This is a genomic window from Leisingera sp. M658, assembly GCF_025144145.1.
GTDB lineage: Bacteria > Pseudomonadota > Alphaproteobacteria > Rhodobacterales > Rhodobacteraceae > Leisingera.
This window is the reverse complement of sequence record NZ_CP083546.1, coordinates 1,402,603-1,417,249: the sequence shown is the minus strand read 5'-3', so window position 1 is coordinate 1,417,249 and position 14,647 is coordinate 1,402,603. Positions and strand designations below refer to the sequence as shown.

Genomic DNA, 14,647 nt, shown 5'->3' with positions numbered 1-14,647 from the left:
GCCCCTCATTCCAGCTCCCGGCAAATACGATCCACCCAAGCATCGTTGTAAGTATATCTTTTAAAAACAGGGTGGTAATAACAATAATCCAAATCTGTTTTGCCGGGATTTAGTGACTTTCCGTCAGGGCGCACCATATGTGCTTGCCACGTCTTCGTGTGATCCATTGTAGAGAACTTCTTCCCGGAGCGTTTCTTAACCATATCCACGACATCACTTGGTGTATAAGGATGTGTCTCTTGAGAAGGCTTGTGCTTCACTAGCACATTTGCAATTTCGACACCTTCTGAAGTTGTCGGAGAGACAAAGTTGAATTTCGCTTTGGATTTCGAACTGGCCACGGTCGTATAGACGACCGAAAACTCAAATTCTAAATCATCCTTATCCTGCGCACTCATTCCCTTGTATATCTCTGAGTTCACTGACCTGATAACTTCAGGAAGATCTGATTTCGCCATTTCCTCCGCTTGACCGACCGACAAACCGGAAAACTGCAGAGCGAAATTTACCTCTCTTCCTAAAGAAAGACGACTACCAAAGAGCTCTACAATTGACTTCTCGTAGTTCATGCAGCAAGCCTGAAAGAGGCCCATCCAAGAATCGTCATACGGACCCAAGAGCGTATGTTCAGAAGCATCCCGGATTTTTATTATTGCCTTAAGGTTATTATTCACCCCCTCAGAGAAAGGGCAGTAAGGTTGTTTCAAAAAATCCGCCAATGATACAACTTTTCCGTTCTTTCTTGTTATTGGATGGTTATTACGCCCCGAGTATTCCAACGCCAGGTAAGTCCATGCAACGTTGGACAACATCGAGAATGTCTCTGAGCGAAACTCCAGTGTTGGGTTATTAAAGATACTTACGGCCATTTTCATTGCCTCTCGAGACTTGATAAGCCTCTCGTCAAGAAACGGGTTAAGACCGGTTTTCAGGTCGAAAGACCGCTTGAATCGATAATAACTCTCATACTCACTTGCCTTAGCCGCAAACTGGGTTGAGTCTTTTTTGACTTCAGCCACTCTCCCAGGGTTTACAGTCGCGGGTCGCTCTAGATTCACAAGCGCCAAAACATCTTGGTTTCGCCACTCTTCGCCTAGAAGATATTTGACGATCCTTTTTTCGGCTTCATTCAGCCTTCCGGTTTTCCCTTGAGCGAAAGAAATCATGAAAACCTCTCAGGTTGACTATACATGACAAAGTGCATCTTTTGATTGCCAGAGTTTGTCAACTAGACAGAACAGCACAGACCTCCTTTCTTCCGTGTCACATTCCAAGAAAACTACCCGCCTCAGCTCATCTTCCCCAATACTCCTACCGGAGGCATCCAACATCAGCGGCAAGCGCTCCGCTCAAGGCGTTGCACCAAACCCCAATCCACCGCACGCCCCGCTTCCCCCGCCTTAATCCCGCTCTGCCATACTCCAATGTGTCGCGACACCGGTGCGGACTGACACCCCGCACCAACAGGAGATACGCCCCCCCAGGACCCCCTCTCATCGGGTGCGGGGGTTTTCCGCAAACAGGAAGCTTTCAAGCGGACATGGGGTCTTGCGATCCCCTGCCGGCCCTCCGCCATCCTGGCGGCGCCGCCACCTCTTACCCGGCCAGACCATCCCGGTCTTAAGCGCATAGCGGCCAAACGGCCCCCGGAACAACATTCCACCCGGACCGGGATCCCCTCCCGCCCGGCCACAGTCATGCGCGCCGCCCGCGGCATGACGCTTGCGTGATGCCTGTTGCCTGAAACCCCTTTCTCTTCTTATGGTTAGGCAAGCCAATCACAGCAAAGAGACCGGGCATGAATTTCATCGCAAACAACCAGCTGCCCCTGCTATTGCTGTTCTTCCTCACGGGCCTTATCGGCACCATCTTCCTGTTCCGCAAACCGGCCGGCCACCGCGCCTGGAAACTGGCGGACCTCGTGTGGGTGGTGCTTGGCGGCTTTGGCGCGCTGGTGGCGGTGATCTCCGGCATTTACGCCGCCGACAGCTCCAAACTCGAACGCCAGATCGACATCGCCTATGCAGCCACAGCCGCCTTTGACCGCGACGCCGCCCGCTTCCGCCTTCGGTTCTGCGACCCCGCCTATGACGCCGACATCGCGGTCTTGTGCGAAAAGGTCGAATTCCTCTCTGCCTCCACCGCAGGCAACGCCGAACTGCCCCTGTTTATCGCGGTAACAAATGAGGTGGCGCCGCTGCAGGGCCTCAACTTCCTGTTCGGAACCGGCGGGGACGACATGGACGAGATGAAACACATGGAAGCCAAGGCCAGCGCATTTAACCCGGAAGCGTTTCTGGTCTTCACTTCGCTCGACGCCCCTGCCCAGGCCGCCGTCGACAACATGCGCCGCAAGGTTCCCGCCATCGCAGGCGACTACCTGATCATCGCGCGGGCCTATGACGACCTGATCACCCATGTGTCCAAGCTGAAAGACGAATGGGAATACCTGCAGGCCAATGCCCATATCCTGGTGCTGCAGATCATCGCGCTGTGCCTTGTCAGCTTTGCCGCCCCCTTCCGCCTCGGCAAATCCATTGTCGAGCTGCGCCGCCCCCGCTAACCTCACCGGAACGCCACACCGGAGCCGCCATGCGATCCTTTGACGACATCCACGCCATCTCAGCAGACCGCCACGGCGGGCCGGACGCGCTGGAGGAAAAGCTCGCCAAACCCGACCCTACGGTCACGGATCTGCCCGAGGACCGCTGGCTCGCCACGATGACCAAATGCATCTTCCAAGCGGGCTTCAACTGGAAAGTGATCGAGGCCAAATGGGACGGCTTTGAGGAGGTCTTTCACGGATTTGACCCCGGCCCCTGCGCCTTCATGAGCGAGGATGAGTTCGACCGCATCCTCGGCGACACCCGCGTGGTCCGCAATGGCGCCAAGCTGGCCACCGTCCGCCACAACGCCGCCTTCCTGATGGACCTGCGCGACCAGGGCGGCGCCGGAAAGGTGCTGGGCGGCTGGCCCTCCACCGACTACACCGGTCTCTTGGAGATGCTCAAGAAACGCGGTGCCCGGCTCGGCGGCAACACCGGCCAATACGCCATGCGCTTTGCCGGCCGCGACAGCTTCATCCTGTCACAGGACGTCACCGCGCGCCTGATCGCCGAAGGGGTGATCGACAAACCTGCGACCTCCAAATCCGCGCTGAAGGCGGTGCAGGGCGCGTTCAACAGCTGGATGGATCAATCGGGCCGTTCGCTCACCGAAATCAGCCGCGTGCTGGCGATGAGCTGCTGAGGCAGAGTCCGCATGATCCGCTGCCTGCTCCTCGCCCTGCTGTTTCTCGCCGCCTGCGGCCGCCCGCTGACGGACACAGAGCGCGCTTATCTGGCCGAGCTGCACGGGTCCAGCCTGAACGCCGGCAAGGTGCGGATCGTGCGCGGCGCACCTGTGGGGGCGGTTACCTTCCGCCGGATGCCGCGCCCGCGCGTCACCTGCCGCGAACGTATCCTGCCGCCGGTGACGGAAGAGGTCGTCACCTCCTCCCCCGCTGCGGTGGCCCTGTTCAACCGGATCTTCTTTGCCAGGGTCTGGTACACGGAAAATTACCTTCCGGACTACCCGGACAAGCTGCACCTGGTCGAGGCGATGCTGCTCGCACATGAAGTCACCCATGTCTGGCAATGGCAGAACCGCAAGCAAACCGGCTATTCGCCGCTGCGGGCTGCGGCAGAGCACGGCCAGAACCGCGACCCCTATCTGTTCGATCTCGAGGGCGAACCGGATTTCCTCACCTATGGATTTGAACAGCAGGGCGCCATCATTGAAGAATACGTCTGCTGCCGCGCCCTGGCCCCGCAGGCGGCACGCACCCGCCGGCTGCACGGGATGCTGGCGGCGGCGATGCCGGTCAGTGCCCTGCCGCAAAACCGCGAAAGCGATGTCTACCTGCCCTGGAAGGACGCCGAACTGCGCGGCATCTGCGACTGACCCCGTCGTTTTCTTGCAATTTGGACGGCCCTAGAAAATCAAATTTGCCTCAAATTTACCAGGGCCGGAATCCGCGCCGCAACGTAGCACTTGTTTTGCCAAGTGAATTCCGGCCACTACTCTCGCAAGCAATCTTCAGGAGCCGCCCGATGACACAATACGCCCTCATCATGCTGGCCGCGGGCCTTGGCATCCCGGTGCTGGCCGCCCTGAATGCGGCCCTGGGCAAGCTGATCGGCTCCCCCGCCTCAGCCGCTGTGGTGCTGTTCCTGATCGCGCTGATTGCCACGATCCTCTATTGCCTGATTGTTGGCCCGCAAGCCTTGGCAAAAATCCCCGCCGCGCCCAAACACCTGCTGCTGGCAGGCGTTCTGGTGGCCTTCTACGTACTGTCCATCACCCATGTCGCGCCGCATTTCGGCGTTGGCAACGCGGTGTTCTTCGTGCTGATCGGCCAGTTGATTTCAGCTGCAGCCATCGACCACTACGGGCTGTTCGGCGCCCAGATCAGCCCCCTGACCCTGACCCGCACAGCCGGAATTTCGGTAATGGCGCTGGGGGTCTGGATCACCCAGATGGCGTGAGCCGCAAAAACCGGGAAAAGAACAAGACTACCGTTGCCCTTGCGGCAGTTCAGCGCTTCCAGCAAGAGCAACGAGACATGACAAAGCGCCTTCTCACTTATGCCGCTGCATTCTTGGCAGGATTTCTATTTTGGGTTTTCTTCACAGTAATGGAAGCGATGAACCCGTTTCTTCCTTGGCAGTATCCGGCTCTCGCTTTGTTCACCGGAATGTCCTTCCCCGGCGGAGCCACACCAGGCCTGCACTTCCTGAACCATGTGGCAGAAACCTGGTTTCCCTTCTTGGCTGCATTTCTCGCCGCCAAAGTATTGACGCGGAAGCGAGCAAGGTTCCTGGGCGCGTTCACCTTGTATGCTGCTTTTCTGGTTTGGTCCCTTGCGATGGCCGTGCTGGTCAGCAAGGGGGTCCCATTGGAGACCATATTCACGATCGGCCTTTTGGGAACCCTTGCTGGAGGGGCTGTTATTTACCTGCGCTCAGTTGATCCGATCCGCCCTTCAAAACACCCGGATTAACTGGCCAGGGTGACAGCAGGCTGGCGGATTTTTTTCACCCGCGCCTCTACCCCTTGCCGGTGATCTTGATGTTGCCTTCCACCTGCGCACCGCTTTCGGTGGCCATGCTTTGGGCAGACACATCCGCCTTCACCTGCGAGCTGGAGGCAAGCCGCAGGTCCTCGCACTGGATTCTGCCGCTGTAGGTGCCCTCAACAGTCACCGATTGCGCGCTCAGGGCGCCGTCAACCGTGCCGCCCTGATGCACTGTCACCGCCTGCGCCGAAAGATCCCCAACCACTCGGCCGCGGACTTCGACGCTGCCTTTGCTGGAGGTGATATTGCCCTCAACAGTCACATCTTTTTCGATAACGGAATTCACCACGTCTCAGCCCTTTCTGCGCATTCCCGGCCAGCCTAACCTGCCAGCTCCGGTTTGAACACCTGATAGCAAACCCCGCCACCCGGCCATAGCCCGCTCCCGGCACCGCAGGCAAGGTTCCGCCTGCCGCTGCCTGCCCCGCTATCACCTTTGCGAAAATACTCTCGCCGAAGGCATTGCGCCGCCAAGGCGCAATTTGCTCACATGGCCACCAGCAACCCTTCCTGCAGCTTCACCTGCCGGTCCATCCGCGCAGCCAGCTCCAAGTTGTGGGTGGCAATCAGCGCCGACAGGCCGGTGCCGCGCACCAGTTCCATCAATGCAGCAAACACCTGATCCGCAGTGCCGGGATCCAGGTTTCCCGTCGGCTCATCCGCCAGCAGAACCCGCGGCGCATTGGCCAGCGCGCGGCAAAAGGCGACCCGCTGCTGCTCACCGCCCGACAGCGCCGCGGGGCGGTGACCGGCGCGGCCCGCCAGCCCGACTGTGGCCAAAAGATCCGCCGCCCGCGCGGCTGCGGCTTTTTGCGAGGCCCCATTGGCCAGCTGCGGCAGCACGATGTTCTCGAGCGCCGTGAACTCCGGCAGCAGGTGGTGGAACTGGTAGACAAACCCCACCTCCTGACGGCGCACACGGGTGCGGCGGCGGTCGCCCTTGCGGCTCACGTCCTCACCGGCCACCCGCACCTCGCCCGCGTCCGGCGTGTCCAGCAGCCCGGCGATATGCAGCAATGTTGATTTACCGGCACCGGAGGGCGCCACCAGCGCCACAACCTCCCCCGCCTGCAAGGTCAGATCGGCACCGCGCAATACATCTACCTGACCGGGTGTGCCCTGCAGATAGGATTTGCTGATCCCTGTCAGCTCCAACGTCAGTTCACTCATAGCGCAGCGCCTCCACCGGGTTCAGCCGCGCCGCGCGGCGGGCCGGGAAAATGGTCACAAAGAACGACAGCCCCAGCGACAGACCAACCGCCGACAGCACATCGCCCAGCCGCAGCTCGGCCGGCAGCGCATAGATGCCGCGGATCGACGGATCCCAGACGCCGCCGCCCATCAGATAATTCACAAACGAGAAGATCGGATCGATATACAGCGCAAAAAGGCACCCCAGCAGCACCCCGAACAGCGTGCCCAGCACCCCGGTAAAGGCGCCGCAGATGAAAAACACCCGCATCACCGATCCTTCGCTGAGGCCGATGGTGCGCAGGATGCCGATGTCGCGACCCTTGTTCTTGACCAGCATGATCAGCCCCGAGACGATGTTCATCGCTGCAATCAGCACCAGGATCGACAGGATGATGAACATCACATTGTCCTCGACCTCCAAGGCCCGCAGGAACCCGCCCGAGGCATCGCGCCAGGTCCAAACGCCTGCGGTGCCGCCAGCTGCCCCCAGAATTGCAACCGCCATGGCATCAACGTCTTCCGGATCCTCCACCATCACCTCGATCTCATCCGCCGTGCCTTCGCGGTTGAAGAACCCCTGCGCTTCGGCAAACGGCAGATAAACACGGGTACGGTCGATGTCCCAGCGCCCGGCGGTGAAGACATAGACCACCTCATAGGCGTTGACCCGCGGGCTGGTGCCAAAGGCGGTCTTGACCCCGTTGGGGGAGATCAGCTTGATCTTGTCCCCGACCGAGACGCCAAGTTCCCGCGCCACACCGGACCCAATAGCGATACCATCGTCAAAGCGCGCCAGATCGCCCAGCGCCTCCGCGCTTTGGGCGACACCGGGGATGCCTTGAATATCAGCCGCTGAGATGCCGAACACCTCAACCCCTGCATTGCGTTGGCGCCTATTGGCCATCACCTGCCCCTTGATCAGGGGGGCTGCACGGGTCACACCGGGAACGGCGGCGACTTTGTCAGCCAGCGCGTCATAGTCTTTCAGCAAACGGTCCACCACCCCGGATTCCGTCACCTCGCCGTAGGAATACAGCGTCACATGCGCGTTGGCGCCCAGAATGGTTCCGACAAATTCCGACCGGAAGCCCGAGCGCACCGCCAGCGTGGCAATCAGCGCAAACACCGCCAGAGTGATGCCGATGAGGCTGATCCAGGTCATCACGCTGACCCCGCCCTCGGCCTTGCGGGCGCGCAAGTACCGCCAGGCGATGATCCATTCAAATCGTGAAAACGGCGGAGGTGTTGTGGCCATGTGCTGTCCTGCCCGGAAATTTTGCTGCAACCTGTGCTGCCGGGGGCTTGGGGTCAAGATGTGGTTGCCGGCCCGGCCCTTTTTCCGCCGGCCGCAGCCGAAGCCGCAAATCTTTTGAGAAAAGATTTGCCAAGAGTTTTCCTCAAAACTCTTGGACGCCGGTCACAGGCTCCTCTGCCGGGCGTCACCGCAACGTGACTTGCCGCAAACGCCTATTGCCTTGCATCTGCGCCGTAAGCAGGGTGTACCGCGCTGGTTACGGTTTTTTTACGGGTGAGGACGATGGACAGATACTTCAAGCGCGCGCTGCCGCATCCGTCACCGCGGGCTGTGATCACCGCCGGGCTGGGTGCCTTTCTGGCAATTGCAGCGCTGTCGCTGCTGACCACCCATGCCAATCTGCTGCTGCTGATCGCGCCTTTTGGCGCCAGCTGCGTGCTGCTGTTCTCCGTTCCCGCCAGCCCGCTGTCGCAGCCTGCCAACGTAATAGGCGGCCACCTTCTGGCCGCTGCTATCAGCCTCGGGCTTAATGCCGTGCTGCCGGAAACCTGGTGGGCACTGGCGCTGGCGGTGGGTCTGTCGATTGCGGTGATGGCGGCTTTGCGCCTCACCCATCCGCCTGCCGGCGCCAATCCGCTGGTGGTCTTTGCCACCGATCCCGGCCTGTCCTTCCTGCTGTTCCCGGTGCTGACCGGCGCGGTGGCGCTGGTGGTGATTGCCGCAGTGTTCCACCGGCTGGCCGGCCACGAATATCCGATGAAACACAGCTGAGCGCTGCGGCTCTCCATCGTGCGATGCCCGGATTCCCGCGCACCGCGCCCGCCACTTAAGCATAGGTGTTTTCCAGCCCTTCTGCCGTTGGCAGCGGCGCCGTTCCGGCGCGGCAGGCCCGGCAGGCTTGGCGATGGTGCTGACAAAGTTGAAAACCCCGCAATACTCCTGACCGTCAAAAAACGCCGCTTCGCGTCAGTCCCATGTGTGGCCGCATCAAAGACTGCGCAATCCCGTCTGCCTGCCCCGCTGAACGACAAACCCCGCCAGCTTCCGCTGACGGGGCTTTTTTTCTGATTGCCGGGCTGGCTCAGAAGCCGCGCCCCGTGGGGTGCGCCTTGTAGACCTCGACCACCTTCTTCACTGCCTCTTCCGGGCTCAGCTCTTCGCTGTCGCCAGTGCGGCGCGAAGTGAGTTCGACCACGCCGTTCTTCAGCCCGCGCGGGCCAACAGTGATGCGCCATGGCAGGCCGATCAGATCCATGGTGGCGAATTTGCCGCCCGCACGTTCCTTGCGGTCGTCATACAGCGGGTCCAGCCCGGCAGCAGTCAGCGCGGTATAAAGCTGGTTGCAGGCCGCGTCTGCCTCGTCATCGCCCTGCTTGAGGTTGACGATGCCGCAGTGGAACGGGGTCACGCCCTCGGGCCAGATGATGCCCTTGTCGTCGTGGCTGGCCTCGATAATGGCGCCCAAAAGACGCGACACGCCAATGCCGTGCGAACCCATATGGACCGGCACCGGCTTACCATCGGGACCTTGCACAGTGGCACCCATCGCGTCGGAATACTTGGTGCCGAAATAGAAGATCTGCCCCACTTCGATACCGCGCGCCACCCGACGGCGCTCCTCGGGGATCTGGTTGAACAGGGCTTCGTCGTGGGTCTCGTCGGTGCGGGCGTATTTGGAGGTGAACTCCTCCAGCACGCCTTGGCACTGCTCGACGCTGTCATAGTCGATTTCGCGGTCGCCGAAGGTCAGATCGGTGACGGCGCTGTCATAGAACACCTCCGACTCGCCGGTGTCAGCCAGCACCAGGAATTCATGGGTGTCATCGCCGCCGATCGGCCCCGAGTCAGCTCGCATCGGTATCGCCTGCAGGCCCATGCGTTCGTAAGTGCGCAGGTAGCTGACCAGGTGGCGGTTGTAGGCGTGCAGCGCGTCTTCCTTGGTCAGGTCGAAGTTGTAGCCGTCCTTCATGTAAAATTCGCGGCCGCGCATCACGCCGAAACGCGGGCGGATCTCGTCGCGGAATTTCCACTGGATCTGGTACATGGTCAGCGGCAGGTCCTTGTAGCTGCTGACATGGGCGCGGAAGATGTCGGTGATCAGTTCTTCGGCGGTGGGGGTGAACAGCATATCGCGGTCATGCCGGTCCTTCATCCGCAGCATTTCCTGGCCATAGGCCTCGTACCTGCCGCTCTCGCGCCACAGATCGGCGGACTGCATGGTCGGCATCTGCATCGGGATGTGGCCGGCGCGGATCTGCTCGTCATGGACGATGCTTTCGATCTTTTTCAAGACTTTGAAGCCAAGCGGCAGCCAGGAGTAGATCCCGGCGGAGGATTGCTTGATCATCCCGGCGCGCAGCATCAGCCGGTGGCTGACGATCTGGGCTTCCGAGGGGTTTTCCTTCAGAACCGGCAGGAAATAGCGGGACAGGCGCATCTTGGCTCCATCAATGATGTGTGGTCGAGGTCCCGCCCGGTTTAGTGGGTGATGGGGGTGCGGGCAAGAGGAGGATCCAAAGCGTTCGGGATACGGCCCTAGTGCAACACAAGGCCCGCGCCTGATCGGGGGGAAGGTCAGGCGCGGGCCGTGCCGCTGCACGCCACGTCCCCAAAAAGAAAGCTGCGGACGCCGGGACGCCCGCAGCTTTTTCTCCCAAGATTTTTGTGTTGCCTACATCTTCGCGCGTTCGGCCCGCAGCGCCAGCCACAGGCAGTAGCACATGATCAGCACCACCAGCGTGAACGGAATACCGGTGGAGACCGCCGCGCCTTGCAATGCAGACAATCCGCCGCCAAGCAGCAGCGCGATGGCCACCAACCCCTCCAGCGTGCACCAGAACACGCGCTGGATCACCGGTGCGTCCATCTTGCCGCCCGCAGTGATGGTATCAATCACCAGCGAACCGGAGTCGGACGAGGTCACGAAGAAGATGATGATCAGCACCAGCGACACCGGCGCCACGATTGAGTACAGCGGCAGCTCCTTCAGGAAGCCGAACAAGGCACCTTCGGGTTTGTAAGCGTCGATCACCGTGGCCTTGACGCCCTCTGCGCCGCCGGCGTTCAGCATGTCGATGGCGCCGCCGCCAAAGGTCGACATCCATAGCGCACAAACCGCGGTGGGGGCGATCAGCGCACACAGCACAAATTCACGCACCGTGCGGCCCTTGGAGATGCGGGCGATGAACATGCCGACAAAGGGCGACCAGGCAATCCACCACGCCCAATAGAATGTGGTCCAGCCGTGGAAGTAACTGGTGTCCTCGCGCCCGAACGGGTTTGAGAGCTGGGGCAGCAGCATCACGTAATCCGCCATCACGCTGAAGTAGCGGGTGATTGCGGAGACGACACCCGTCACCAGGATCACGAAGATGAACAGCACCACCGCCATTACCATATTGATCTCGGACAGGCGTTTAACGCCGGCATCCATACCCATCAGCACCGAGCCCAGCGCAATCGCGGTGATGCCGATGATCAGCAGGACAACAACCGTCGGGGAAGGCTCAATGCCAAAGACCTCATAAAGGCCGGCCGCAACCTGTTGCGCGCCAAGACCCAGCGAGGTGGTCAGCCCGAACAGGGTGGCAAACACCGCCAGCGTGTCGATGGCATGGCCCCACCAGCCCCAGACACGTTCGCCCAGGATCGGATAAAACGCCGAGCGCAGGGTCAGCGGCAAGCCAAGATTGTAGCAGAAGATCGCCAGCGACAGGCCGACTGCGGCATAGACCGCCCAGCCCTCCAGCCCCCAATGGTGGATGGTGCCGACAATGCCGATGTATTCATTGCCCGGCTGGGTGATGTCGATGTTCAACGGTCGCGCCGCCCCGCCTTCGGAAAAGTTGTAGTAGACAGGCTCCAGCACGCCGAAGAACAGCAGGCCGATGCCGATGCCGGCCGCGAACATCATCGCGATCCAACCGGCATAGGAATAGTCCGGCGTGGCGTCCTTGCCACCGATCCGGACCGCGCCGACCGGCAGCACGATCAGCGCCAGACAGAACAGGGTGATGGCATCCACCGACAGCACCAGGAACCAGTCAAAGGTGCTGGTGAGCCAGGGCCTCAGCCAGCCGAAGAACGCCGCTGTGGCCTCCTGATTGGCCAGCGCAATCAGCACAAACGCCGCGATCAGAACGCTGGAGATCAGAAAGACCGGATTATGAATGTCCAGGCCGAACGGGCGGATGTTGTCCTGTCCCAACTCATGTTCTGTCTCGAAATCCCAAACCCTCGGGTCGGGATCGAGCATTTTCTTTGTCTCTGGCATGACGCCTCCCCTTATACTCGTTAACTATCCCGCAAGTGTCGCATTAAATGCCGGAATTACCTAATCCGGCGTCCAAGCCTGCCGTTGCAGCAGACAGCAGATCGCGCAGAAGGGCCGGTTCCGCCACCCGCGCCGATGTCGTTTTTCCGGCATCATGGCGCAAAAGAACTTGAGCCGCTGTACAAGATTCGAAACTGTTACCGGAAACACCGCTCTCAGCAGCGACAAGGGAGAGACAGACGTGGCCAAAACAATCCTTGAGCCGGCGCGCGAAATACCGGTCATTCACGAAACCGAGGTGCTGGTTGTCGGCTCCGGTCCCGGCGGGCTTGCGGCGGCCTTGGCTGCGGCGCGGGCGGAAGTAGAGGTGACTCTGCTGGACCGCTTCGGCTGTTTCGGCGGCAATATCACCACCGTCGGGGTTGAAGGCTTTGCCTGGTACCGGCACGAACAGACGGTCGAGGCCCATGGCATCGGCTGGGAGTTCGAGGAGCGCGCCAAGGCCATGGGCGCCGCGGTGCCGGAAAGCCAGTCGCTGTCCTATGAGCTGGACAGCGAGGGCTTCAAGCTGGTCGCCGACAAGCTGGTCGAGGAGGCCGGCATCCACCCGATGCTGCACCGGGTGTTTGTGGCGCCGATCCGCGAGGGCAGCCGGATCACCGGTGTGATTGTCGAAAGCAAGGCTGGCCGCGAGGCCATCCTGGCGAAACGGGTGATTGACGCGACGGGAGATGCTGACATTGCCCATATGATGGGCGCGCCGACCCTCAAGACTCCGGTCGAAGAAATGCAGGCGGCCAGTGTGATGTTCCACATCGCCGGCGTCGACAAGCAGAAATTCATGGAGGGCGTCAGGGCCGACCCGCAGACCTATGCCAACTGGTCCACCGGCGAATGGCAGGTGGAGACCTCGGGCAAGGAAGACGGCATGTTCTCGCCCTTTCTGGCCAAGCCGTTCGGGCAGGCGATCCGCGACGGGGTCATTCCGGCGCATCTCAATACTATCGGCGGCACCTGGGGCGCGGTGCATGACAGTGGCGAGATGACCTATATGAACCTGGTGCATCTGGCCGGGATCGACGGAACCGATCCCAACAGCATGACCAAGGGCGAAATCGAGGGCCGCAAACAGGCGATGCACGCGATTGACGCGCTGCGCGCCTATACGCCGGGCTGCGAGGGCGCGCGGCTGCGCAATTTCGGGATGACCATCGGCATCCGCGACACCCGCAAGATCGACGCGCATCACAACATTACCGAAGGTGAGACCCGCAATCAGGGCCGTTTTGATGACACCATCGGCATTTATCCCGAGTTCATCGACGGCTACGGCGTGCTGATCTTGCCCACCACCGGGCGCTACATGCAGATCCCCTACCGGTCGATGCTGCCCAAGGGCGTTCAGGGCCTGCTGGTGACAGGCCGCGCCATTGGCGGCGACAGAATCGCCCATGCCGCCACCCGCAACATGGCCTGCTGCGCCGTTGCGGGACAGGGCGCGGGCATCGCCGCGGCGCTGTCGGTCAAGGCGGGCTGCGAGTTTGACGCGGTGGACATTACCGCCGTGCAAGGAGAGCTGAAGCGCCAAGGTGTGAGGATCCATTGATGCAGAGCATTCCGACCATCGACATCACACCGCTGCGGGAGGTTGGCCACCCGCAGCACCAGCAGACCGTCGCTGCTATTCTGGCCGCGGCGGAGGATATCGGGTTCCTCTCAATCACCGGCACCGGCGTCGCGCAGGAAACCGTAGAGGCGGTGCGGAACGCGGTGCAGGCAATCTTTGCCGTGCCGGAGAAATCCAAGTGGGATCAGGCAATTACGCGGGAAAATTACCGCGGCTATATCCCGATGGGGTTTTTCACGCCGAACGACGGCTCAGGTACTGCGGACAAATACGAGGGCTATAAGCTGCATTACGAGGTGGCGGCGGATGATCCCATCCGCGCCGCCTGCCCGCTTTACGGCCCCAACCGCTGGCCCGCTGAAGTGCCGGAAGCGCGCGAGGTGATCCTAGGCTACTGGGCGGAACTTGACAGCGTGTTCCACCTGCTGCTGGGTGCTTTGGCCGAGGGGCTGGGGCTGAACCCGGCGCAGTTTCGCGAGCCGTTTGAAACCCCGCTCACCAACATGTCGCTGCTGCAATATCCGCCCCAGGCGCCGGAGGACGCGGGCTTTGGCATCCACCCCCACAAGGACACCGATGCGCTGACCATCATCGCACCCGATCCGGTGGGCGGGCTGGAAGTGCAGACCAAGGGCGGCGGCTGGATCACCCCGGACTGCCCGCCCGGCGGCTTTGTGGTCAATATCGGCGACATGCTGGAACTGTGGTCCGGCGGGCGGCTGGTCTCCACCCCGCACCGGGTAGTGAACAAAACCGGCAAAGAACGCTACTCCTTCCCCTATTTCGCGGTGCCGCGCCATGACGTGGTGGTGGCGCCGCTGCTGCCGCCGGTCGCGGGGTTTGACCGCCCCGCGGTGCATTGCGGCCACTGGTCGGCCGAGATCTGGCGCACTAACTGGCCGGATGAAGACGCGGGCGCCGATACGCCGGAACTGGGCACAATTCACAGCTGAGGGAACGCCCCGCCCCAAGGGGGCGGAGCGCCCGCCCACACCGTGAGGGCGGGCGCTGCCCGGCCTTCCGCCCGGGCGGAAGGCCTTTCCCGGGTTGCCCCCCGGTTGCCCCCCGCCTTTTCCGTCTTATCCCCGGCTTGCCCACAGAGGATTGACCCGCCCCCCTTGCAAGCCCCTGCCCCATCAGGGAAGACTGGCGCCAAGATCCTGAACCAAACGGATAAAGGGC

At 61.3% G+C, this 14,647-nt stretch carries 14 protein-coding genes; 8 read left to right on the top strand and 6 right to left on the bottom strand.

Annotated features, from left to right (window positions below; translation table 11 throughout):
* Nucleotides 1-5 precede the first annotated feature (5 nt).
* Nucleotides 6-1,166: a DUF3644 domain-containing protein gene (locus K3724_RS07080; protein ID WP_259991325.1), complete on the bottom strand. Its 1,161-nt coding sequence runs from the start codon at nt 1,164-1,166 to the stop codon at nt 6-8.
* A gap of 632 nt (nt 1,167-1,798) precedes the next feature.
* Here K3724_RS07080 and K3724_RS07075 point away from each other — a divergent pair.
* The 5 genes from K3724_RS07075 (at nt 1,799) to K3724_RS07055 (ending at nt 5,041) form a co-directional block, all read left to right on the top strand.
* Nucleotides 1,799-2,563, top strand: a complete 765-nt coding sequence (locus K3724_RS07075) for a hypothetical protein (RefSeq protein WP_259991323.1) — start codon at nt 1,799-1,801, stop codon at nt 2,561-2,563.
* A gap of 29 nt (nt 2,564-2,592) precedes the next feature.
* Entirely contained in the window at nt 2,593-3,249 is a 657-nt protein-coding gene (locus tag K3724_RS07070; protein WP_259991321.1) for a DNA-3-methyladenine glycosylase I, read from the top strand.
* Nucleotides 3,250-3,261: 12 nt separating this feature from the next.
* Nucleotides 3,262-3,942: a hypothetical protein gene (locus K3724_RS07065; RefSeq protein WP_259991319.1), complete on the top strand. Its 681-nt coding sequence runs from the start codon at nt 3,262-3,264 to the stop codon at nt 3,940-3,942.
* 149 nt (nt 3,943-4,091) lie between these two features.
* Complete coding sequence (locus K3724_RS07060) at nt 4,092-4,526, top strand: DMT family transporter (RefSeq protein WP_129370444.1); 435 nt, start codon at nt 4,092-4,094, stop codon at nt 4,524-4,526.
* Nucleotides 4,523-5,041, top strand: coding sequence for a hypothetical protein (locus K3724_RS07055; RefSeq protein ID WP_259991317.1), 519 nt, complete (start codon nt 4,523-4,525; stop codon nt 5,039-5,041). Before K3724_RS07060 ends, K3724_RS07055 begins: the two co-directional genes overlap by 4 nt.
* Nucleotides 5,042-5,087: 46 nt before the next feature.
* On the opposite strand, the gene K3724_RS07050 is transcribed toward K3724_RS07055, so the two are convergent.
* The 3 genes from K3724_RS07050 to K3724_RS07040 form a co-directional block, all read right to left on the bottom strand.
* A complete protein-coding gene (locus tag K3724_RS07050; protein ID WP_129370442.1) occupies nt 5,088-5,405 on the bottom strand; it encodes a polymer-forming cytoskeletal protein in 318 nt (105 codons plus the stop codon).
* 197 nt (nt 5,406-5,602) lie between these two features.
* Nucleotides 5,603-6,286: an ABC transporter ATP-binding protein gene (locus K3724_RS07045; protein WP_259991314.1), complete on the bottom strand. Its 684-nt coding sequence runs from the start codon at nt 6,284-6,286 to the stop codon at nt 5,603-5,605.
* The gene (locus K3724_RS07040) at nt 6,279-7,565 is read right to left on the bottom strand and encodes a lipoprotein-releasing ABC transporter permease subunit (RefSeq protein WP_259991312.1); all 1,287 of its coding nucleotides are present in this window, start codon (nt 7,563-7,565) and stop codon (nt 6,279-6,281) included. Before K3724_RS07040 ends, K3724_RS07045 begins: the two co-directional genes overlap by 8 nt.
* A gap of 282 nt (nt 7,566-7,847) precedes the next feature.
* Here K3724_RS07040 and K3724_RS07035 point away from each other — a divergent pair, with 282 nt between their 5' ends.
* Entirely contained in the window at nt 7,848-8,336 is a 489-nt protein-coding gene (locus K3724_RS07035; protein ID WP_259991310.1) for an HPP family protein, read from the top strand.
* Between the two features lie 310 nt (nt 8,337-8,646).
* Here the strand turns inward: K3724_RS07035 and proS are convergent, their stop codons facing one another.
* Both proS and K3724_RS07025 read right to left on the bottom strand, forming a co-directional pair.
* Nucleotides 8,647-10,002 (bottom strand): proline--tRNA ligase, encoded by a 1,356-nt coding sequence (proS, locus tag K3724_RS07030; protein ID WP_259991308.1) that lies wholly within the window; start codon nt 10,000-10,002, stop codon nt 8,647-8,649.
* A gap of 234 nt (nt 10,003-10,236) precedes the next feature.
* Nucleotides 10,237-11,838 carry a BCCT family transporter gene (locus K3724_RS07025; protein ID WP_259991306.1) on the bottom strand — a complete coding sequence of 534 codons (1,602 nt, stop codon included), beginning with the start codon at nt 11,836-11,838 and terminating at the stop codon, nt 10,237-10,239.
* A 241-nt stretch (nt 11,839-12,079) separates the two neighbouring features.
* On the opposite strand from K3724_RS07025, the gene K3724_RS07020 reads away from it, so the two are divergent.
* A complete protein-coding gene (locus tag K3724_RS07020; RefSeq protein ID WP_259991304.1) occupies nt 12,080-13,444 on the top strand; it encodes an FAD-dependent oxidoreductase in 1,365 nt (454 codons plus the stop codon).
* A complete protein-coding gene (locus K3724_RS07015) occupies nt 13,444-14,418 on the top strand; it encodes an isopenicillin N synthase family oxygenase (protein WP_259991302.1) in 975 nt (324 codons plus the stop codon). The genes K3724_RS07020 and K3724_RS07015 overlap by 1 nt, the downstream gene beginning before the upstream one ends.
* Nucleotides 14,419-14,647: the final 229 nt, after the last annotated feature.

Coding starts and splice junctions, on each gene's coding strand:
- K3724_RS07035 (WP_259991310.1), top strand. CDS start 7,848: ATGGACAGATACTTCAAGCGCGCGCTGCCGCATCCGTCACCGCGGGCT.
- K3724_RS07060 (WP_129370444.1), top strand. CDS start 4,092: ATGACACAATACGCCCTCATCATGCTGGCCGCGGGCCTTGGCATCCCG.
- K3724_RS07065 (WP_259991319.1), top strand. CDS start 3,262: ATGATCCGCTGCCTGCTCCTCGCCCTGCTGTTTCTCGCCGCCTGCGGC.
- proS (WP_259991308.1), bottom strand. CDS start 10,002: ATGCGCCTGTCCCGCTATTTCCTGCCGGTTCTGAAGGAAAACCCCTCG.
- K3724_RS07070 (WP_259991321.1), top strand. CDS start 2,593: ATGCGATCCTTTGACGACATCCACGCCATCTCAGCAGACCGCCACGGC.
- K3724_RS07045 (WP_259991314.1), bottom strand. CDS start 6,286: ATGAGTGAACTGACGTTGGAGCTGACAGGGATCAGCAAATCCTATCTG.
- K3724_RS07040 (WP_259991312.1), bottom strand. CDS start 7,565: ATGGCCACAACACCTCCGCCGTTTTCACGATTTGAATGGATCATCGCC.
- K3724_RS07025 (WP_259991306.1), bottom strand. CDS start 11,838: ATGCCAGAGACAAAGAAAATGCTCGATCCCGACCCGAGGGTTTGGGAT.
- K3724_RS07075 (WP_259991323.1), top strand. CDS start 1,799: ATGAATTTCATCGCAAACAACCAGCTGCCCCTGCTATTGCTGTTCTTC.
- K3724_RS07080 (WP_259991325.1), bottom strand. CDS start 1,166: ATGATTTCTTTCGCTCAAGGGAAAACCGGAAGGCTGAATGAAGCCGAA.
- K3724_RS07015 (WP_259991302.1), top strand. CDS start 13,444: ATGCAGAGCATTCCGACCATCGACATCACACCGCTGCGGGAGGTTGGC.